The following is an 18123-nucleotide window of genomic DNA, read 5'->3' on the forward strand; positions in this document are numbered from 1 at the left end:
TGCTGCAGTGTAGGTCGTTTGCCGCATGAAATGCTGCACGCGAGGCTTGGGCGGGCCAAAACGGCATCCCATTCGGGGCGCTTGTGCTTACAGTGCATGCATGAACGCCCCCACCGCCCACCACCACCTGATGCAGCCCCTGGCCACCGATACCGACCCCGAGGAGACCGCCGAGTGGCGCGATGCCTTCCTGGCCCTGGTAGCGACCGAGGGGCCCGAGCGCGCGCGCTTCATGCTGCAGGAGATGGTGCGCCTGGCGCGGGCCCAGCGCGTGGGCTGGCAGCCCGACCTGAACACGCCGTATGTGAACACCGTGGCGGTGCAAGACCAACCCGTGTTCCCCGGCGACCTGGCCATCGAGGAGCGCGTGGCCTCCATCGTGCGCTGGAACGCGCTGGCCATGGTGGTGCGCGCCAACCAGGCCTATGGCGAGCTGGGCGGCCACATCGCCAGCTACGCCAGCGCGGCGGATCTGTTCGAGAGCGGGTTCAACCACTTCTTTCGCGCCCGCGAAGGTGTGGGCGAGGGGCAGCACCGGGGCGACCTGGTGTTCTTTCAGCCGCACAGCGCGCCCGGCGTGTACGCGCGCGCCTTCATGGAAGGCCGCCTGTCCGAGCAGGACCTGATGCACTACCGCCAGGAGCTCACGGCGCCGGCCGCCGGCGCGCAGGGCCTGTCGAGCTACCCGCACCCCTGGCTGATGCCGGACTTCTGGCAGTTCCCCACCGGGTCGATGGGCATCGGGCCCATCAGCAGCATTTACCACGCGCGCTTCATGCGCTACCTCACGCACCGCAATTTGCTCGACTGCTCGGCGCGCAAGGTCTGGGGCGTGTTCGGCGATGGCGAGATGGACGAGCCCGAGAGCATGAGCGCGCTGACCCTGGCCGCGCGCGAGGGGCTCGACAACCTGGTGTGGGTGGTCAACTGCAATCTGCAGCGCCTGGACGGCCCGGTGCGCGGCAACGGCCGCATCATCGACGAGCTGGAGCGCCTGTTCGCTGGAGCGGGCTGGAACGTGGTCAAGCTCGTGTGGGGCAGCGACTGGGACGGCCTGTTCGCCCGCGACCTGACGGGTGCGCTGGTGCGTACGCTCGAAGGCACGGTGGACGGCCAGATGCAGACCTTTGCCGCCAAGGACGGCCGCTTCAACCGCGACAATTTCTTCGGCCAGAACCCCGAGCTCGCGGCCCTGGCCCAGGGCATGACGGACGAGCAGATCGACCGCCTCAAGCGCGGCGGGCACGACCTGGTGAAGATCCACGCCGCGTATGCCGCCGCCGCGCGCCACCAGGGCCAGCCCACGGTGATCCTGGCGCACACCAAGAAGGGCTACGGCATGGGCACGGCCGGCCAGGGCAAGATGACCACGCACAGCCAGAAGAAGCTGGACGAGACCGACCTCATCGAGTTCCGCAACCGTTTCAACCTGCCGCTCAGCGACGCGCAGGCCACCAGCCTGGCCTTCTTCAAGCCCGCCGAGGACAGCCCCGAGATGCGCTACCTGCGCAGCCACCGCCAGGATCTGGGCGGCTACCTGCCGCGCCGCGAGACAGCGTGCGACGCGCTGCCCGTGCCGGCGATTGCCAGCTATGCCCAGTTCGCGCTGCAGGCCGATGGCAAGGAGATGAGCACCACCATGGCCTTCGTGCGCATGCTGGGCAGTTTGCTCAAGGACGCCACGCTGGGCCCGCGCATCGTGCCCATCGTGGCCGACGAGGCGCGCACCTTCGGCATGGCCAATCTGTTCAAGCAGGTCGGCATCTACAGCAGCGTGGGCCAGCGCTATGCGCCCGAGGACATCGGCTCGGTGCTGAGCTACCGCGAGGCGCTCGATGGCCAGATCCTCGAAGAAGGCATCAGCGAGGCCGGCGCCATCGCCAGCTGGACAGCGGCGGCCACCAGCTACAGCGTGCACGGCCTGGCGATGCTGCCGTTCTACATCTACTACTCGATGTTCGGCTTTCAGCGCGTGGGCGACGCCATCTGGGCCGCGGCCGACCAGCGCGCGCGCGGCTTTTTGCTGGGCGCCACCTCGGGCCGCACCACGCTGGGCGGCGAGGGCCTGCAGCACCAGGACGGCAGCAGCCACCTGGTGGCCGCGACGATACCCAACTGCAAGGCCTACGACCCGGCCTACGCGGGCGAGATGGCCGTGATCGTCGACGCCGGCATGCGCGAGATGGTGACGGAGCAGCGCGACGTTTTCTACTACGTCACGTTGATGAACGAAAACTACGCCCAGCCCGATCTGCCTGCCGATGCGGCCGAGGGCGTGCTGCGCGGCTGCTATGTGTTCCAGCGCTTCGGCGCCGACAGCGGCTCGGCGGCCCATGCCCGCCAGGTGACGCTGATGGGCTCCGGCGCCATCCTCACCGAGGTGGTGAAGGCCGCACAGCAACTGGCCGCCGAGGGCATTGCCGCCACCGTGGTCAGCGTGACCAGCTGGAGCGAACTGGCGCGCGATGGCGTGGCGTGTGAGCAGCGCTCCATCGCGGGAGAAGAGATGCCGGGTACCCCCTGGCTTGCAGCGCAACTGGCCGCCACCAGCGGACCGGTGATCGCTGCGACCGACTATGTGCGTGCCGTGCCCGAGACCGTGCGCGCCTTTGTGCCCGAAGGGCGCAAGTACCTGACCCTGGGGACCGATGGGTTTGGGCGCAGTGATACGCGGGCGGCGTTGCGGGAATTTTTTGGGGTGGATGCGGCTGCCGTGGTGCGGGCTGCCAAGTTTGCGTTGGGGGCTGCGGCAGCGCGGTGACTGGTGCGGCGCAGCCGCGAGCGCCATTGCCCATACGGCAGGAGCTTTCTACAATGGTGCACCAACCGCTGGAGGCACCATGGCAAACGTCACCTGGGACCACGATCCGCCTACTACCTGGACAGCGACGGTGAGCGGGCAAGCCGTCTGCTCCGTCAAGCGCAAGGACATTGGCGGGTGGACGGCGGGCTGGACGGATGAGCGCTTGTGGCCGGCGCCGGCCCATCTGCCCAAGGCCCAGCCGCAGCCCACGCGGTTCTTCAGCAGCCTGGAAGAGGCCAAGGTGGCGGTGGAGCAGGCGTTGTCGCCCTGAGTGCTGTTTCAGTTGTTTGGGTGCTTCGGTGACGTTGCGGTGCTAACGCGCCGCAGCCCTGCCTGAAACCCCCAATGCAGGCGTCGGCTGGTCGCCTGTAGCTACTGTGTGCCTGGATTGTGGGCGGGAGCCGGGATGTGCGCCCGGCGGCGCACCTACCTTCTTTTGCGTCGCCAAAAGAAGGTAGGCCAAGAAAAGGCGACCCCGCTGCCCGTGTCCCCCATCGCCCTGTCGGGCGCTGGGGGCAGCCTGCGATGCTCGGTCCTGGGGTGTGCCGCAGAACTCGCTGCGTTCTTCGAACTCCGCTCAAACAGCTGCGGCAAGCCAGACAACGATGCGCGTGTCCTTCGGCACGCGCTCACCCCAGGCCCTGTGCTTCTCGGCACGGTCAGAAGGGGGTGGGAGCTGGCTCCATACGGGCCATTGCTTCGCTCGGCCTGTGGTCCTCCGCTGCGCTCGGCTCGCCAGGGCGACCGCGCCAGCTGCGTCGGCAGCGCGCATCGCGCGCGTCCCCGACCCCAGGCGCAGCTGCGACAGCAGCAGCCGTCCCTGACCCCGCTCCCCACCCCTGCTGGCTGCGCCGAGAAGCGCAGGAGCTGGGGTGGGTGCGTGTGCCGAAGGACACACGCACTTCGTGCTCTAGCTTGCCGATGCTGTCTGAGCGGAGTTCGAAGAACGCAGCGAGTTCATCGGCACCACCCCAGGTCCGAGCATCGCAGGTTGCCCCCATCGCCCGACAGGGCGATGGGGGACGCAGACTGGGGGCCGCCTTCTCTTTGGTGACTTTCTCTTGGCGGCCAAGAGAAAGTTACTGCGCCGCCGGGCGCACATCCCGGCCTCCGCCCTCAACCAAGGCAAGCAGCAGCCATGACAAACAGTGCCATGAGAGGCCAACATCACCACCCCCCAAACCGCCCCCACTCCCCGACCACCACCCCACCCTCCACCGCCCGATACTCCCCATACTGCGCCCCCGTGGCACACGCATGGTTCGGCAAGATCCGCAACTGCCTGCCCACCGGAAACCGCCGCGCAATATCGCCCACGTCCGGTGACGTGGAACCACCGGCAAGCGACAAAATCCCGTGCTCCTGGTTCGCACCACTGAGCACATAGCCGTCGAGCACCGTCCCGTCCACATCGCACACCTGCCCATAGCCATAGTCGCGCGACTGCTTTTGCGTACCCCGGTCGCGGCTCATGGCCATCCAGCCGGCGTCGACGATGGCCCAGCCCTTGTCCACCTGGTGGCCGATCACGGTGGTCAGCACGCTCAGGGCGATGTCGTCGGTGCTGCACACGCCCACGTTGTGCATCACCAGGTCGAAGAACACGTACACGCCTGCGCGCACCTCGGTCACACCCGCGAGGTCCTTGGCCGACAGGGCCGTGGGCGTGGAGCCCACGCTCACCACGGCGCAGGGCAGGCCGGCTGCGCGCAGGCGCTCGGCCGCGTGCACGCAGCCAGCGCGCTCCTGCTCGGCCAGGGCCGTGAGGGCTTCGGGGGTATTCAGGTCGTAGCTGCCGCCCGCGTGCGTCATGACGCCGGCCAGGCGCATGCCGCCCGCGTGCAGGGCGCGGCCCACCTCGATCAACACCCCCTCGTCGGGGCGGATGCCCGAGCGGTGGCCGTCGGTGTCCACCTCGATCAGCACCTCGAACACCTCGCCATGCTCGCGGCCGAAGTCCACGATGGCCTGGGCTGCTGCCAGGTTGTCGGTGATGATCTTCAGGTCGCAGCCCTGGCGGCGCAGTGCCAGCACCTGGGGCAGCTTGTGCGGCACGGTGCCCACGGCGTACAGGATGTCGGTGATGCCGTGGGCGAAGAACTGCGCCGCCTCCTTGAGGGTGGAGACGGTGATGCCCTGCGCGCCGGCGGCGATCTGCGCATCGGTCACGGCCGGGCACTTGGCGGTCTTGGCGTGCGGGCGAAAGCGCACGCCCAGCGCGTTCATGCGCTGTTGCATGCGCGCGATGTTGCGCTGCATGCGCGGCAGCTCGATCAGCGCGGCGGGGGTGTCGACCTGCGCCAGGGGTGTCCTGGGTTGGTTGGCTGTTGCTTCTTGCATGGCGGGGGCTCCTTTTCTCTCGTGGCATCAGCCGGCGAGCAGGCTGCAGAAACGCTCCATGTCCACGTTGCCGCCGCTGATCAGCACGCCCACCTTCTTGCCCTTGAGCTCGGCGGCGCGTGCACGCGCCGCCGCAAAGCCCAGGCAGCCCGTGGGCTCCACCACCAGCTTCATGCGCGTGGCGAAGAAGCGCATGGCGTCCACCAGCTGCGCATCGCTCACGGTGAGGATGTCGTCCACGTCGCGGCGGATGATGGGGAAGGTGATGTTTCCCAGGTGCTGCGTCTGCGCGCCATCGGCAATGGTCTGGGGCGTGTCGATGTGCACGATGGAGCCGCTGCGAAACGACTGCTGCCCGTCGTTGCCGGCCTCGGGCTCCACGCCGTAGAGCTTGCATTTGGGCGACAGCGCGCGCGTGGACAGGGCCGAGCCCGAGAGCAAACCGCCGCCGCCCAGGCAGACGAAGAAGGCATCGAGCTCGCCCACTTCTTCGAACAGCTCCTTGGCCGCCGTGCCCTGGCCGGCGAGCACGTCGGCGTGGTCGTAGGGTGGGATCATGGTCAGGCCATCGCGCTCGGCCAGGTCGCGGGTGATCTGCTCGCGGTCTTGCGTGTAGCGGTCGTAGAACACCACGTTGGCGCCATAGCCCTGCGTGGCCGCCACCTTGGCGGCGGGGGCGTCCTGCGGCATGACGATGGTGGCCGGCATGCCCAGCTCGCGCGCGGCCAGGGCGATGCCCTGGGCGTGGTTGCCCGACGAGAACGCGATCACCCCGGCCTTGCGCTGCGTGGCGTCGAACTGGGCGAGCGCGTTGTAGGCGCCGCGGAACTTGAAGGCGCCCATGCGCTGCAGGTTCTCGCACTTGAAGAACACCTGGGCGCCCAGCTCTTCGTCGAGGATGCGCGAGGTGAGCACGGGCGTGCGGTGCGCAATGCCCGCGATGCGGCCGGCAGCGGCCACGACGTCGTCATAGGTAGGAAGGTGGGGGAGAGTGGTCATGGCAAGGGTGGGTGGTGGTGGATGGATGGGTGGATGAGGGTGAAGTGCGGCGGGCGTCACCACGGCCAGGCAACGGTGGTGCCCAGGCCCTGCGCCAGGGCCTGTGTGTGCAGCATGCGGGCGACGGTGAGGTCCTGCAGGGCCAGGCCCGTCATGTCGAACACGGTGATGTCCTGCGCGCCGCGCGCCACCTGCACCTGGCCGGTGAGCACATCGCCGAGTTCGCCGCAGGGCAGGCCTGGCGGTGCCCATTGCGCCTCGCCAATCTGGCGGGCTTGCGTGGCGTCGTCCACGAACAGGCGGGCGCGCTGCAGCAGGCCCTCGGGCAGCTCGCGCTTGCCTTGGGTGTCGGTGCCCACGGCGTTGATGTGGGTGCCCGGCTGCACGGCCGCTGCGTCGAACAGCGCGCCACCTCCGGGCGTGGCGGTGACCACTACGCCGCTCGCGGCCACGGCGGCATTGGCATCGGTGGCGAGGGCGATGTCGCAGTGCTCGGCAAAACCCGCCTCGAAACCCTCGTTGCGCTGCCCATCGTGCGCCACATAGCGCACCCGCCGCAGCGCGGGCAGCACCTGCAGCGCAAAGCGCAGCTGCACGCGCGCCTGCACGCCGGTGCCAAAGAGGCACAGCTGTTCGCTGTCCGCGCGCGCCAGGTGCTGCAGCCCCAGCGCGCCCGCCGCGCCCGTGCGCTCGGTGGTGATGGCATTGCCGTCCAGCAGGCACAGCGGCCGGCCTGTGGCCGGGTCGACCAGCATGACGGTGGCCTGGTGCGGCTCGCCGCCCCGTGCCCGGTTGGCGGGCCAGAAGCCGGCGGCCTTGAAGCCCAGCAGCCCTTGGTCGGGCACATCGCCCGACTTGATGCCGAACACGCCACCCGTGGGCAGTGCCTCGCGCACCACGGGGAACACGCGGCCCGCGCGCTGGCTGTGCAGGGTGAAGGCTTCGTGCACGGCGCGCAGCACGTCCTGCGGCTGCAGCAGGGCGCTGACCTGGTGGGTGTCGAGCAGCAGCAATTGCGCCTGCGCTCGGGTGTCTGGAGCGGTGGTGGATGTGCTCATGCTGGCAGCTCAGCGTGCATCGCCGTAGACGGTTGCGCGCGACACGCCCAGGTGCTGCGCCACCACCTCCATCGCGCGGCGCACCTCCAGGCTGCCCGACTCCTTGAGCTCGCGCAGCAGCGCGCGCCGCTCGGCCGCCTTGAGCGCGCGCGGCGCGGTCGACAGGCGCGCCGCGAACTGGTCGATGCGCAGGCGGATGGCGTCGGCGCCGGCCGGGTCCAGCGACTCTGTGAGCCCCGTGTCTCCGTCGATGGCGGTGAACTGGCCCACCACGCTCTGCAGGCTGCGAAACAGCGTGAGGTCCACGTTCAGGCACAGAGCGGCGATGTACTCGCCCGACGAGTCCTTGATGCCCACCGACGTGCTCTTGGCCTGCCGCCCGTCAGCGAACTGGTTGGCGTAGTTGGCGATCACCTGCGGGTAGTCGGGGTCGGCGATGCGCGCCAGACCCAGCTCGGTCGTCGGCTCGCCCACCGAGCGGCCCGAGAGGTTGTTGTGGATCGCCAGGATGGACTGGCCCGGGTCCAGCAGGTCATGCACCACCACTTCGCAGAAGGGCGCAAAGGTGGCGGCCAGGCCCTGGGCCACCTGCTCGATCTGGGAGAGCAGGGCCTTTTGTTCGGGGGTGCGGTGGGGGGCAGGGGAGGGCGTGCGTTTTGGCATTTGGATAATTTATCCAAAAATGGACAAATTGTCAAAACTTCGCCCAATGGACCACCGGCCGTCCGTTGCGGCGATGAACCCGGTTTTCTGCAGCGTCTTAAAGAATTCTTAATCGCGCTAAGAAGTCCTTAAAGCTGGGTCGGCACCATGCGGTTCAGCGGCGGCGAAACCCTCGCCGCACCTGTTGTTGAAAGAGTCACCACCATGCCCCATGTCCGGTTCGCTTCGGGTCTTGTCCTCCTGTCCCTGTCGCTGCTGCTGTCCGCGTGCACCAGCATCCCGCAAAGTGCCATGCCCAAGGAGCGCTTTGCGCAGCTGGGCTGCCATGAGCTGGACAACGAGCTAGCCATGGCGCAAGAGAGCAACCGGGTGGCCGGCGAGGCCAAGAGCGCCTCTTGGCAACTGGTGCTGCCGGTGGCGGTGGCGGCGCGCTATTTCAACGCCAACTCCGTGCAGATCGATTCCGAGCTGCGCATGGTGAGCCTGCGCGAGCAGCGGCGCAGCAAGGGCTGCCAGCAGGTGGCTGGTTGATGCCCCGGCAGCGCAGGGCCATGCCGGTGGCGGCGCGGGCCGCTGCGGCCGGGCTGGTCGCCCTGCTGCCCGTGCTGGCAGGCTGCGCCACCGCCGCCCAGCCCGATCCTCTGGAGCCCTGGAACCGCGGTGTCTTTCGCTTCAACGAGGCGGTGGATGGCGCGGTGCTGACCCCTCTGGCGCGCGGCTATGCCCGCGTGCTGCCGCAGGGCGTGCAGACCAGTCTGGGCCATTTCTTCAGCAACCCGCAGGACATCGGCTCGGCGGCCAACCTGGTGCTGCAGGGGCGGGCGGGGGCTGCGGCGTCGGACCTGGCGCGGGTGGCCGTGAACACCACCGTGGGTGTGCTCGGGCTGTTCGATGTGGCCACGCCCATGGGCCTGGTGCGCCATGGCGCGGACACGGGCCAGACGCTGGGCCGCTGGGGCCTGGGCGCGGGCGCCTACATCGTCTGGCCGCTGCTGGGCCCGTCCACCGTGCGCGATACGGCGGGCCTGCCGGCCGAGCTGCTGCTGGCGCCGCAAACCCTGGCCGCCAGCACGGCGGTGCGCAACGGCCTGACCTTGGCGCAGGCCACCCAGGCGCGGGCCGAGCTGCTGCCCGCCACGCAGGTGATCGACCGCATTGCGCTGGACAAGTACCTCTTTGTGCGCGATGCCTACCTGCAGCACCGCCGCGCGCTGGTGCACGGTGACGCGCCGCTGCAGGGCGATGCGCCACCGGACCCGGCCGCTGCGGGTGGCGGTGAGCGTTTCGACCTCGATCCCGGCTCCGATGCTGCGGCCACCCGCAGCGATGGCGGTGGCGGCGAACACGCGCCCTGAATTTCACTTTGTCTGCTTCGTTGTTTCAACCCTGAGGATCCCGACCATGCTCCCGTTCCCTTTCATCCCGGTCCCTGCAACCACCGGCCTGCGCTGGCGAGCCCGGCCTGCACCGGGCGCCCCCGGGCCCACTCCGAGTGCTCCGGTGAAGCGCCTGCGCGCTGCCGTGGCCGCAGCCGCCCTGGGTGTGCTGGCTTTGCCGGCAGCATGGGCGCAGGACGGCAGCACATCCGGTGGCACATCGGGCACCGGCGCTGCTTCGCAATGGGGTCTTGGCCTGGGCGTGGCGGTGGACCGGGCGCCCTACCGCGACTTCGACGACAAGGCGCAGGGGCTGCCACTCATCTACTTCGAGAACCGCTGGGTCAGCGTGCTCGGCCCCTCGCTGGACGTCAAGCTGCCGTCGGCCGGGCCGGTCTCGCTCAGGCTGCGTGCGCGCTATGCGGGTGAAGGGTACGAGGCCGAGGATTCGCCCTACCTCACCGGCATGGACGAGCGCAAGGCCAGTTTCTGGGTGGGCGGCGCCGCCATATGGCGCACCGGCGTGGCCAATGTCTCGGGCGAGTGGCTTGGCGATGCCTCGGGCCACAGCAAGGGGCAAAGGATCAAGCTGCAGGTGGACCGCCGCTTCCAGCAGGGGGCCTTCGACTTCACCCCGCGCCTGGCAGCGCACTGGGCCGACAGCAAGTATGTGGACTACTATTACGGCGTGAAATCCTCCGAAGCACTGCCCCAGCGCCGCGCCTACCAGGGCGATGCCAGCGTCAACCTGGAGCTGGGCCTGCGCGTGGGCTATGCGATGGCGCCGCAGCAGAGCATGTTCCTGGACATCAGCACCACGCGCCTGGGCAGCGGCATCACCGACAGCCCGCTGGTGGACCGCTCCAGCACCACCGGCCTGCGCCTGGGCTACCTGTACCGGTTCTGATGGTGCGGCATCTGCAATCGAGCCAAGCCACCCGGCGGTGGCCCCGCGCCCTGACGCTGGTGGCCGCCGTGGCGTGCGCGGGGTGCGCTGCGCCGCGCGGGCCCATGGTGCCGCTGGGCCAGGGCAGCTTTGCCCAGTACCGCAGCGAAACGCAGGACTGGATGGCGCAGCACCGCGCCTTCCAGAGCGACGAGCGCGACAGCGAGCTGGCGCGCAACGCGCCCATGGAATGGCGGCCGGCGCAGGCCGCGCGCAAGGGCGTGGTGCTGTTCCACGGCCTGGGCGATTCGCCTTGGTCGTTTGCCGACATCGGGCAGGCGCTGGCGGGCCAGGGCTTTCTGGTGCGCACCGCGCTGCTGCCCGGCCATGGCACGCGCCCGGCCGACCTGATCGGCGTGGACCTGGACGACTGGCGCCGCCTGGTGGCGCAGCAGGCAGCCCTGCTGGCGCAGGAGGTGCCCGAGGTCTACCTGGGCGGCTTTTCCACCGGCGCCAACCTGGCGCTGGAGTACGCGCTGGACCACCCCGAGGTCGCGGGCCTGGTGCTTTTTTCGCCGGCCCTCAAGTCGGGCGTGCCGCTGGACTGGATCGTGCCCTGGGTGGCGCGCGTGCGCACCTGGCTGCGCCAGCCCGACTCCGCCCAGCCCCAGCAGACGACCCTGCGCTACCTCAACGTGCCCACCAATGGCTTTGCGCAGTACTACCGCAGCGCCGCCGCCGTGCGCGAGAAGATCGCGCGCCAGCCCTATGCCAGGCCGGCCCTGCTGGTGCTGGCGCAGCACGACTCGGTGGTGGACGTGGAGCATGTGCTCGGCACCTTCGAGACCCGCTTCACCCATCCCGCCAGCCGCCTCATCTGGTATGGCGAGCTGCCAGCGGCGCGTGGCGGTGCCACGCCACAGCGCGAAGGCGCCGGGCAGCCCGCGCGTGTGCTGGTGCGCACCGACAGGCTGCCGCAGCAGCGCATCAGCCAGTTCTCGCACATGGGCGTGCTGTTCTCGCCCGCCAACCCGCTCTACGGCAGCGAGGGCACCCAGCGCCTGTGCTGGAACGGGCAGGACGCCGCCGACCAGGCCCGCTGCATGGCGGGCGAGCCGGTGTGGTACTCGGACTGGGGCTACCGCGAGAGCGCCAAGGTGCACGCACGGCTCACCTTCAACCCCTATTTCGACTGGCAGGCCGAGGTCATGCGGGAGGTGCTGGCCGCCGAATGATTTCGCGGGGTGTTCAGCCCGCCGCTTCACCATTGCCCTGCACCGCAGGGAACAGCACGCGCACGCAAAAGCCCCGGCCCTCCAGCCCCGCGCAGGTGCTGATGGTGGCACCGTGCAGTTGCGCGATGCCGGCCACCAGCGACAGGCCGATGCCGCTGCCCTTGACGGCACTGCCTGCCACGCGGTGAAAGCGCTGGAAGATCGCCTCGCGCTCCGAATCGGGCACGCCGGGGCCGTCGTCCGCCACCTCTAGGAATGCCTGGGGGACGCCAGTCTGGTCCACCGCCACCGGCCCGCAGGCGATGCGCACGCGCCCGCCGGGCGCCGTGTGGCGCAGGGCGTTGTCCACCAGGTTGCGCAGCAGGATGCCGATCTCGTCGATGTCGCAGGCAATGGTGCAGGGCTGCAGGTCCAGCAGCAGGTGGCGCTGCTGCTGGTGCGCCTGCATGTCGAATTCGCGGCTCACATACGCGGCCAGCTCGCTCAGGTCGGCCAGGGCCTGGTGCGTGGCACGCGCGCCTGCGTTCAGGCGCGCCAGGTCCAGCAACTGCTCCGACAGGCGCGTGCTGCGCTCGGCCACGGCCAGCAGCTTGGCCAGCGCGGCATCCTTTTCGGCCAGGGTGGTGGCGCGCACGGCCACCTGGGCCTGGGCCAGCAGCGCGGCCAAAGGCGTGCGCAGTTCGTGCGCAGCGTCGCCGATGAAGCGGCGCTCACCCTCCACCGCCTCGTCCAACTGGTGCAGCACATGGTTGAAGGCGCCCACCAGCGGCTGCAGCTCGGCCGGCAGCGCACCGCTGGGCAGGGGCGTGAGGTCGAATTTCTGGCGCTGGTGCAGCGCTGCCTCCATCGCGGCCACGGGCAGCAGGGCCCGGCGCACGGCGAACCACATGAACGAGCCTATCAACACCAGCAGCGCGGTGGCGATGGCCATTGCGATCAACGCTTTCTTGCGCAGTTCCGCGTCGATCTGGCTGTGCAGGTTGCCTACCTGCACGGTGATGCGGCCCGTGCTGTCCGATACGGAGTACACGCGCCAGCGCTGCCCCTCGACCATGGTGCTGGCAAAGCCATCGACAAAGTCGGGCCGCAGGGGCGTGCGGGGTGAGCCCGGGGTGCCCACCGCGCGGAGGTTTTGGAACACCCATACCTGGAACGCCAGGTTCTCCTGCTGCGCCAGGGCGTCGGCCCGCACCCGTTCGTCTTGCTCGACCCCACGCAGATTTTTGTGAACCGGTATGGTCTGCAGGAGCTTGTGCGCAATGCCGCGCAGGCGCTTGTCCTCGATGCTGCTCTGGCTCAGCGCAAAGTAGCTGGCCAGCACCGCCAGCGCCACCCCGCAGCACAGCACGATGGTGGCGCCCCCGGCCAGCAGCATGCGGCTGCGCAGTGACCTCGCGGTCTTCACGGACGCCATCACGCTCCCGCCTCGCCGAACAGGTAGCCGTGGCCATGCACGGTGGTGATCAGGTCGTCCCCCAGCTTGCGCCGCAGCTGGTGGATGAAAACGGCGATGGTGTTGCTCTCGACGGTGCTGGCGTGGCCGTACACCACGTCTTCGAGGTGGTCGCGCGTGACCACATGGCCCGGCCGCTCCAGCAGGGCCAGCAGCGTGCGGTACTCGTGGCTGCTCAGCGCCACGCGCTCGCCGCCGCGCAGCACCAGCCGCTTGCTGCGGTCGAGCTCGATGTCCCGGTACTTGAAGACCGGCACCACCCGCCCCTGCGTACGCCGCACCACCGCGCGCACCCTGGCCCACAGCTCATCGACCTGGAAGGGCTTGATCATGTAGTCGTCCGCCCCTGCATCGAGCCCCAGGATGCGCTCGCTCAGCTGCCCGCGCGCGGTGAGGATCAGCACCGGCGTCACGTCGTAGCGGGCGCGCATGGCCTTGAGCACGGTGAGGCCCGACTCGCGCGGCAGCCCCAGGTCCAGCAGCACCGCCCCGTAGGCATGGTCCACCAGCGCCAGCCGGGCCCCGGCCGCGTCGCTCACCCGGTCGATGCGCCAGGCGTTCTGGTGCGCGGCATCGCACACGGCTTCGGCGAGCATGTCGTCGTCTTCGACGAGGAGGAGGTGCACGGATTTTTTCCTGGTTGCGTTGCGGCGGACGGAGCCCGGGGGGCTCCCGCGCTCGCCTCGATCATCGTTCGAGGGGATTAACGACTTTTTAAGAGGCCTTGTCCCAGCCTCTTGGCCAACGACCGCCAGTGTGCCCATGTTTGCCTGCAGGCCCGGTCGCTGCAAATGCGCCGATTTGGTTTTACAGTGGGTACCCTGCCCAGGTTGGTCGGCCCGGGCGCCCCCACGCCATGCCCAAACCCCATCACAACGTCTACGTCGTGGAACTGTCCCTGGCGGTGCTGAGCGAACGCAAGTTCCGCAGGTGCAACCCGAACTACATCGAGGGCAAGCCCTGCGTGTACGTGGGCATGACCGGGCTGGACCCGGACGTGCGCTTCGACAAGCACAAGGCGGGGATCCAGGCCAACCGCTTCGTGCAGCAGTACGGGCTGCGGCTGCTGCCCGATCTGTACGAGGGCTTCAACCCCATGCGCTACCAGGACGCGGTGGACCGGGAGATCGAGGTCGGTATCGATCTGCGCTCGGCCGGGTTCGGGGTGTGGCAGGCGTGATGCGAATCAGTGCGCCACCACGGGCCTTTTGAAAAATGCATCCAGCACCGGCACCAGGCCCGGGAACTCCTGCGCGAAGCGCGCGCGGTTGACGAAGTACGCCTCGCAGGCCACGGCAAAGAATTCCGAGGGCGAGGTGGCGCCGTAGGCATCGAGCCAGGGCATCTCGGCACCGAAGCGCTCGGCCTTGATGACGGCTTCGCGGAAGTCCTTGTACGCAGGCTCCCAGGCGTTCCACCAGGCTTCGTAGGCGGCGCGGCCGGTGCGGGCGCCCATGAAGCCTGCGGGCAGGGGCGGGCAGCCGTTGGGCTCGCCGCTGCCGCGCATATCGAGCTTGTGCACGAACTCGTGCACCACCACGTTGGTGCCGCGCTCGGTGTTTTCGCGGCCGTTGGAGGCGTGCTCCCAGCTGAGCATGATGGGGCCGCGGTCCATGGCCTCGCCCAGCAGCACCTGCTCGTGTTCGTGCACCACGCCGGCCTCGTCCACGGTCTGCCGTTTGGCCACGGCCTCGCCGGGGTGCAGCACGATGCCGACGAAATCGTCGTACCACGCGAGGGCCTTGGCCGGGTCGCCCCAGTGCAGCAGGGGCAGGCAGGCCTGGGCCGCGATATCGATGGCCATGGCGTCGGTCACCTCCATGCCATGCGCGCCGTGAAAGCGCTTGTGGTGCAGAAAGAGGGCGCTCAATGCGCGCAGCTTGGACTGGTCGTGCAGCGACAGCGCGGCCAGGAAGGGGTAGCGCTGCAGTGTTTCGAGCCACAGCATGGCCGAGATGTCGGGCACGGGGGCCACGGTGGTGCGCACGCGGCGCCAGAGCCGGTTCAGGATGGGGGGCATGGTGTCAGAGCATGCCAACAAAAGCATGCACTTGGAATCAAGACCCCTCTTACCTGGGGCCGAGGGTGAGGCGTTCCAAGCCCGCGTTCGACAAACGCAGTGTTTCCAGCCGCGGGGGCAATGCAGCGGCGTCCCAGTCGCTGAGCACCACGCGGGTGAGCCCTGGCGCAAGCGTGTGCTGCGCAGGGCGGTGGGTGTGGCCGTGGACCAGGGTGCTGGCGCCCGCGGCCTGCAGCCAGGCGATGGTGGCAGCGCCATCCAGATCGGCATAGATGGTGCCCGATTGCTTCTTGGCCTCGCTCTCCTGGCGGATGCCGCGCGCCTGGGCGCGGCGCGTGGCCAGGGGCTGGGCCAGAAAGGCCTGCTGCCAGGCACTGCTGCGCGCCTGCACGCGAAAGCGCTGGTAGTCCACGTCGGCGAGGCACAGCAGGTCGCCGTGGCTCAGCACAATGCGCTGCTCGCCGAAGACCAGCACGGTGGGGTCGGCCAGGCCGGCCATGCCCGTGCGCTGCAGAAAGGCGGGGCCGGCCAGGAAGTCGCGGTTGCCGTGCATGAAGTACAGCGGCATGCGCTGCGATGCGGCGAGCAGGGCGGCGCAGCCCTCGGCCTCGAAGCTGCCGGGCTCGTCCATGGCATCGTCGCCCACCCAGACCTCGAACAGGTCGCCCAGGATGAACAGGGCATCGGCCGGGGTGGTCTGCAGGTAGTGCTGGAAGGCCTCGACCGTGGCGGGCTCGCTGGCCTGCAGGTGCAGGTCCGAAATGAAATCGACCGTGCGCCAGTGCGAGGGAGCGATCAGCTCCTCGAACCGGGGCACGGTCGTGGTCACGGGGGTGACGGCAAAAGCGCTGGCTTACAGGGCTACCGCTTTTTCGATGATCACGTCGTCTTTTGGCACGTCATCATGGAAGCCCTTGCGGCCCGTCTTCACGGCCTTGATCTTGTCCACCACGTCGGCACCGCCGACCACCTTGCCGAACACGGCGTAGCCCCAGCCCTGGGCCGAGGGGGCGGTGTGGTTCAGAAAGCCGTTGTCGGCCACGTTGATGAAGAACTGGGCGGTGGCCGAGTGCGGGTCGCTCGTGCGGGCCATGGCCACGGTGTAGTTGGCGTTCTTCAGGCCGTTGTTGGCTTCGTTCTGGATCGGGGCATCGCTGGGCTTTTGCGCCATGCCGGGTTCGAAGCCGCCGCCTTGCACCATGAAGCCGGGGATCACGCGGTGGAAGATGGTGTTGTTGTAGTGGCCCTTGTTCACGTAGGCCAGGAAGTTCTCGGCCGACTTGGGCGCCTTCTCGGCGTCGAGTTCGAGGGTGATGACACCGTAGCCGGTGATGTGCAGTTCGACTTGGGGGTTGCTCATGGCAATGCTTCTTTCTGAAAGGGGCAGGGAGGGGTTACTTCACGACCGTGGCGGAGGTGATGACGACGGGCGTGGTGGGCACATCCGCACCAGCGGTAGGCACGGCCTTGATCTTGTCGACCACTTCGGTGCCGCTGATGACCTTGCCGAACACGGCGTAGCCGTTGCCATCGGGGCTGTTGGCGGCGTTGAGGAAGTCGTTGTTCTTCACGTTGATGAAGAACTGCGCGGTGGCCGAGTTGGGGTTGGACGTGCGCGCCATGGCCACCGTGTAGATGTCGTTCTTGAGGCCGTTTCGGGCCTCCAGCGGGATTGGCGGGTTCGTGGGCTTTTGCTTCATGTCGGTGGTGAAGCCGCCGCCCTGGATCATGAAGGTGCCGATCACGCGGTGGAAGATGGTGCCGTCGTAGTGCTTGGCGTTGACGTAGGCCAGGAAGTTCTCCACCGACTTGGGCGCCTTGGCAGGGTCGAGCTGCAGCACGATGTCGCCCATGGAGGTGGCGAGCTTGACCTTGGGGGCGTCCTGCGCCTGGGCGGGGGCGATGCCGATGAGGGCTGTCAGTGCGATGCCGGCCAGCGACAGGGCCGCGTTTCTCTTGGAAATCATCCAATCACTCCTTCAAAGAATATTTGCCATTGCTGGCCCTTGCGCTTCCAGTACTGGCGCTTGACGGGGCCGGTGCGTGCGCCTTCGGCGACTTCGCCGAACGTTACCACCATGGTGTCGGTGGCGTCTGTCCAGCGCAGGTAAGACTTGTCTTTCAGCTGTATTTCTCGGCCCTTGAGGGCGCGCGTTTCGGCCTGCAGCACGCGGGTCCACTCGGCCAGCGGCTTTTGGCGGTGGCCCTGGAAGTCGCTGGCATAAAAGCTGGTCAGCCGCGCCATGTCGCCCTGCGACTTGGCGGTGCGCCAGGCGTTGAGCACGGCCTCGAAGGCATTGCGCTCGGCCTGCACGCTGTGCGCGGCCACCCACTGCAGCTGGCGGGCAATCACCACGGGGGTAGAGCGGGGCTCCACCTGGCGCAGGATGCGCTCCAGATCGGGGTTGGCCAGCACCACGCAGCCATCGGTGGCCAGCGGCGCGCGCGCGAACTGATCGGGCGGCGTGCCGTGCAGCCAGATGCCGCTGCCGGTCTTGCCGCGGCTCTGGTCCAGCGGGTTGGGGTAGTTGATGGGCAGGGCCCCGGCGCCGTAGAAGTCCTTGAGCGTGGCAGGGTCGAGCCGGCTGGTGATGAAGTACACGCCCAGGGGTGTGCGCTGGTCGCCTTCGACGAGTTTTTCGATACCGAGCTTGCCGACCGAGGCGTAGTAGTCGGCCACCAGTTGCAGGCCCTTCGCCGTGTTCTCGAACAGGTACAGGCGCGAGCGCGATGCGTCGATGGCAATGGCATGGCGCGAGCGCGATGACAGCTCCAGGAACTGGGTTGGAATGCGGTCGGCGCCCGGACGGTTCTTGTGTGCCTGCACGCGCTGCAGCGATTCGGTGCGCAGCTCGTCGAGCATGCCGCCGGCCTCGGGCGCGCGCGCGGCATCGGCCTCGGGCACGTCGCCGAGCTTGCGCACGGGGCGCACACGGGCGTTGAGCAGGTCACCGAGCGCCAGTTGGGCCAGCTGGAAGTTGGGGTAGTCGCGTGCCAGGCTCTCGGCATGGGCCAGGGCCTCGCGGCCACGGCCCTCGCCGGTGAGCCTGTAGACCTCGAGCAGGCGGGTTTCGGCCTGGCCGTCGCGCAGGTTCTCGGCGGCCTTGCCCGGCTTGGCGGCACCGGCGCCGCGCATGCGGCCTTGCGGATTCTGGGCGAAGGCGGGCATGGCCTGCGCAGCGGCAGCCAGCAACAGCACAACGGCCGCCGTACGGCAGCCCCAGCGGGACAAATCCACCATCATGTCCGTCAGTCGGTCAGCGGCTGGTTCGAAAATGCTCGCCAGCCCA

18 protein-coding genes are annotated in these 18123 nt (G+C 68.7%); 7 read left to right on the plus strand and 11 right to left on the minus strand.

The window, feature by feature from the left end; translation table 11 throughout:
* The first annotated feature begins 100 nt into the window (after window positions 1-100).
* Complete coding sequence (mdeB, locus tag U5N23_RS11140) at window positions 101-2761, plus strand: alpha-ketoglutarate dehydrogenase (RefSeq protein ID WP_322592876.1); 2661 nt, start codon at window positions 101-103, stop codon at window positions 2759-2761.
* A 79-nt stretch (window positions 2762-2840) separates the two neighbouring features.
* Window positions 2841-3074, plus strand: a complete 234-nt coding sequence (locus tag U5N23_RS11145; RefSeq protein WP_322592877.1) for a hypothetical protein — start codon at window positions 2841-2843, stop codon at window positions 3072-3074.
* Window positions 3075-3970: 896 nt separating this feature from the next.
* Here the strand turns inward: U5N23_RS11145 and U5N23_RS11150 are convergent.
* The 4 genes from U5N23_RS11150 to U5N23_RS11165 are packed head-to-tail and all read right to left on the minus strand — an operon-like array spanning window position 3971 to window position 7863.
* On the minus strand, window positions 3971-5143 hold the full coding sequence (locus tag U5N23_RS11150; RefSeq protein WP_322592878.1) for a DSD1 family PLP-dependent enzyme: 1173 nt from the start codon (window positions 5141-5143) through the stop codon (window positions 3971-3973).
* A gap of 27 nt (window positions 5144-5170) precedes the next feature.
* Window positions 5171-6142 carry a threo-3-hydroxy-L-aspartate ammonia-lyase gene (locus tag U5N23_RS11155; protein ID WP_322592879.1) on the minus strand — a complete coding sequence of 324 codons (972 nt, stop codon included), beginning with the start codon at window positions 6140-6142 and terminating at the stop codon, window positions 5171-5173.
* A gap of 56 nt (window positions 6143-6198) precedes the next feature.
* Window positions 6199-7200, minus strand: a complete 1002-nt coding sequence (locus U5N23_RS11160; protein WP_322592880.1) for an ornithine cyclodeaminase family protein — start codon at window positions 7198-7200, stop codon at window positions 6199-6201.
* A gap of 9 nt (window positions 7201-7209) precedes the next feature.
* The gene (locus U5N23_RS11165; RefSeq protein ID WP_322592881.1) at window positions 7210-7863 is read right to left on the minus strand and encodes a helix-turn-helix transcriptional regulator; all 654 of its coding nucleotides are present in this window, start codon (window positions 7861-7863) and stop codon (window positions 7210-7212) included.
* Window positions 7864-8067: 204 nt separating this feature from the next.
* Here U5N23_RS11165 and U5N23_RS11170 point away from each other — a divergent pair, with 204 nt between their 5' ends.
* Genes U5N23_RS11170 through U5N23_RS11185 form a run of 4 tightly spaced genes read left to right on the plus strand, consistent with a single transcriptional unit; the run spans window position 8068 to window position 11360 of the window.
* Window positions 8068-8394 (plus strand): hypothetical protein, encoded by a 327-nt coding sequence (locus U5N23_RS11170; RefSeq protein ID WP_322592882.1) that lies wholly within the window; start codon window positions 8068-8070, stop codon window positions 8392-8394.
* Window positions 8394-9218, plus strand: a complete 825-nt coding sequence (locus tag U5N23_RS11175; RefSeq protein WP_322592883.1) for a VacJ family lipoprotein — start codon at window positions 8394-8396, stop codon at window positions 9216-9218. Before U5N23_RS11170 ends, U5N23_RS11175 begins: the two co-directional genes overlap by 1 nt.
* Window positions 9219-9264: 46 nt before the next feature.
* Entirely contained in the window at window positions 9265-10146 is an 882-nt protein-coding gene (locus U5N23_RS11180; RefSeq protein WP_322592884.1) for a MipA/OmpV family protein, read from the plus strand.
* Window positions 10146-11360 carry an alpha/beta hydrolase gene (locus U5N23_RS11185; protein WP_322592885.1) on the plus strand — a complete coding sequence of 405 codons (1215 nt, stop codon included), beginning with the start codon at window positions 10146-10148 and terminating at the stop codon, window positions 11358-11360. The genes U5N23_RS11180 and U5N23_RS11185 overlap by 1 nt, the downstream gene beginning before the upstream one ends.
* Window positions 11361-11373: 13 nt before the next feature.
* Here the strand turns inward: U5N23_RS11185 and U5N23_RS11190 are convergent, their stop codons facing one another.
* Entirely contained in the window at window positions 11374-12774 is a 1401-nt protein-coding gene (locus tag U5N23_RS11190) for a sensor histidine kinase (RefSeq protein ID WP_322592886.1), read from the minus strand.
* Window positions 12774-13439, minus strand: a complete 666-nt coding sequence (locus U5N23_RS11195; RefSeq protein WP_322592887.1) for a response regulator transcription factor — start codon at window positions 13437-13439, stop codon at window positions 12774-12776. Before U5N23_RS11195 ends, U5N23_RS11190 begins: the two co-directional genes overlap by 1 nt.
* A 230-nt stretch (window positions 13440-13669) precedes the next feature.
* Here U5N23_RS11195 and U5N23_RS11200 point away from each other — a divergent pair, with 230 nt between their 5' ends.
* Window positions 13670-13993, plus strand: coding sequence for a hypothetical protein (locus tag U5N23_RS11200; RefSeq protein WP_322592888.1), 324 nt, complete (start codon window positions 13670-13672; stop codon window positions 13991-13993).
* A gap of 6 nt (window positions 13994-13999) precedes the next feature.
* On the opposite strand, the gene U5N23_RS11205 is transcribed toward U5N23_RS11200, so the two are convergent.
* The 5 genes from U5N23_RS11205 to U5N23_RS11225 are packed head-to-tail and all read right to left on the minus strand — an operon-like array spanning window position 14000 to window position 18077.
* Complete coding sequence (locus U5N23_RS11205) at window positions 14000-14833, minus strand: M90 family metallopeptidase (protein ID WP_322592889.1); 834 nt, start codon at window positions 14831-14833, stop codon at window positions 14000-14002.
* A 49-nt stretch (window positions 14834-14882) separates the two neighbouring features.
* Window positions 14883-15662 carry a UDP-2,3-diacylglucosamine diphosphatase gene (locus U5N23_RS11210; RefSeq protein WP_322592890.1) on the minus strand — a complete coding sequence of 260 codons (780 nt, stop codon included), beginning with the start codon at window positions 15660-15662 and terminating at the stop codon, window positions 14883-14885.
* A 24-nt stretch (window positions 15663-15686) separates the two neighbouring features.
* On the minus strand, window positions 15687-16193 hold the full coding sequence (locus U5N23_RS11215; protein WP_057199527.1) for a peptidylprolyl isomerase: 507 nt from the start codon (window positions 16191-16193) through the stop codon (window positions 15687-15689).
* Window positions 16194-16227: 34 nt separating this feature from the next.
* Complete coding sequence (locus U5N23_RS11220; protein WP_322592891.1) at window positions 16228-16800, minus strand: peptidylprolyl isomerase; 573 nt, start codon at window positions 16798-16800, stop codon at window positions 16228-16230.
* A complete protein-coding gene (locus U5N23_RS11225; RefSeq protein ID WP_322592892.1) occupies window positions 16797-18077 on the minus strand; it encodes a L,D-transpeptidase in 1281 nt (426 codons plus the stop codon). Before U5N23_RS11225 ends, U5N23_RS11220 begins: the two co-directional genes overlap by 4 nt.
* Window positions 18078-18123: the final 46 nt, after the last annotated feature.

It is taken from the genome of Acidovorax sp., from assembly GCF_034519795.1.
Classification (GTDB): domain Bacteria; phylum Pseudomonadota; class Gammaproteobacteria; order Burkholderiales; family Burkholderiaceae_C; genus Acidovorax.

Excerpts from the sequence above, each read along its gene's own strand:
- mdeB (WP_322592876.1), top strand. The coding sequence starts at position 101 with ATGAACGCCCCCACCGCCCACCACCACCTGATGCAGCCCCTGGCCACC.
- U5N23_RS11145 (WP_322592877.1), top strand. The coding sequence starts at position 2,841 with ATGGCAAACGTCACCTGGGACCACGATCCGCCTACTACCTGGACAGCG.
- U5N23_RS11150 (WP_322592878.1), bottom strand. The coding sequence starts at position 5,143 with ATGCAAGAAGCAACAGCCAACCAACCCAGGACACCCCTGGCGCAGGTC.
- U5N23_RS11155 (WP_322592879.1), bottom strand. The coding sequence starts at position 6,142 with ATGACCACTCTCCCCCACCTTCCTACCTATGACGACGTCGTGGCCGCT.
- U5N23_RS11160 (WP_322592880.1), bottom strand. The coding sequence starts at position 7,200 with ATGAGCACATCCACCACCGCTCCAGACACCCGAGCGCAGGCGCAATTG.
- U5N23_RS11165 (WP_322592881.1), bottom strand. The coding sequence starts at position 7,863 with ATGCCAAAACGCACGCCCTCCCCTGCCCCCCACCGCACCCCCGAACAA.
- U5N23_RS11170 (WP_322592882.1), top strand. The coding sequence starts at position 8,068 with ATGCCCCATGTCCGGTTCGCTTCGGGTCTTGTCCTCCTGTCCCTGTCG.
- U5N23_RS11175 (WP_322592883.1), top strand. The coding sequence starts at position 8,394 with ATGCCCCGGCAGCGCAGGGCCATGCCGGTGGCGGCGCGGGCCGCTGCG.
- U5N23_RS11180 (WP_322592884.1), top strand. The coding sequence starts at position 9,265 with ATGCTCCCGTTCCCTTTCATCCCGGTCCCTGCAACCACCGGCCTGCGC.
- U5N23_RS11185 (WP_322592885.1), top strand. The coding sequence starts at position 10,146 with ATGGTGCGGCATCTGCAATCGAGCCAAGCCACCCGGCGGTGGCCCCGC.
- U5N23_RS11190 (WP_322592886.1), bottom strand. The coding sequence starts at position 12,774 with ATGGCGTCCGTGAAGACCGCGAGGTCACTGCGCAGCCGCATGCTGCTG.
- U5N23_RS11200 (WP_322592888.1), top strand. The coding sequence starts at position 13,670 with ATGCCCAAACCCCATCACAACGTCTACGTCGTGGAACTGTCCCTGGCG.
- U5N23_RS11205 (WP_322592889.1), bottom strand. The coding sequence starts at position 14,833 with ATGCCCCCCATCCTGAACCGGCTCTGGCGCCGCGTGCGCACCACCGTG.
- U5N23_RS11215 (WP_057199527.1), bottom strand. The coding sequence starts at position 16,193 with ATGAGCAACCCCCAAGTCGAACTGCACATCACCGGCTACGGTGTCATC.
- U5N23_RS11220 (WP_322592891.1), bottom strand. The coding sequence starts at position 16,800 with ATGATTTCCAAGAGAAACGCGGCCCTGTCGCTGGCCGGCATCGCACTG.
- U5N23_RS11225 (WP_322592892.1), bottom strand. The coding sequence starts at position 18,077 with ATGATGGTGGATTTGTCCCGCTGGGGCTGCCGTACGGCGGCCGTTGTG.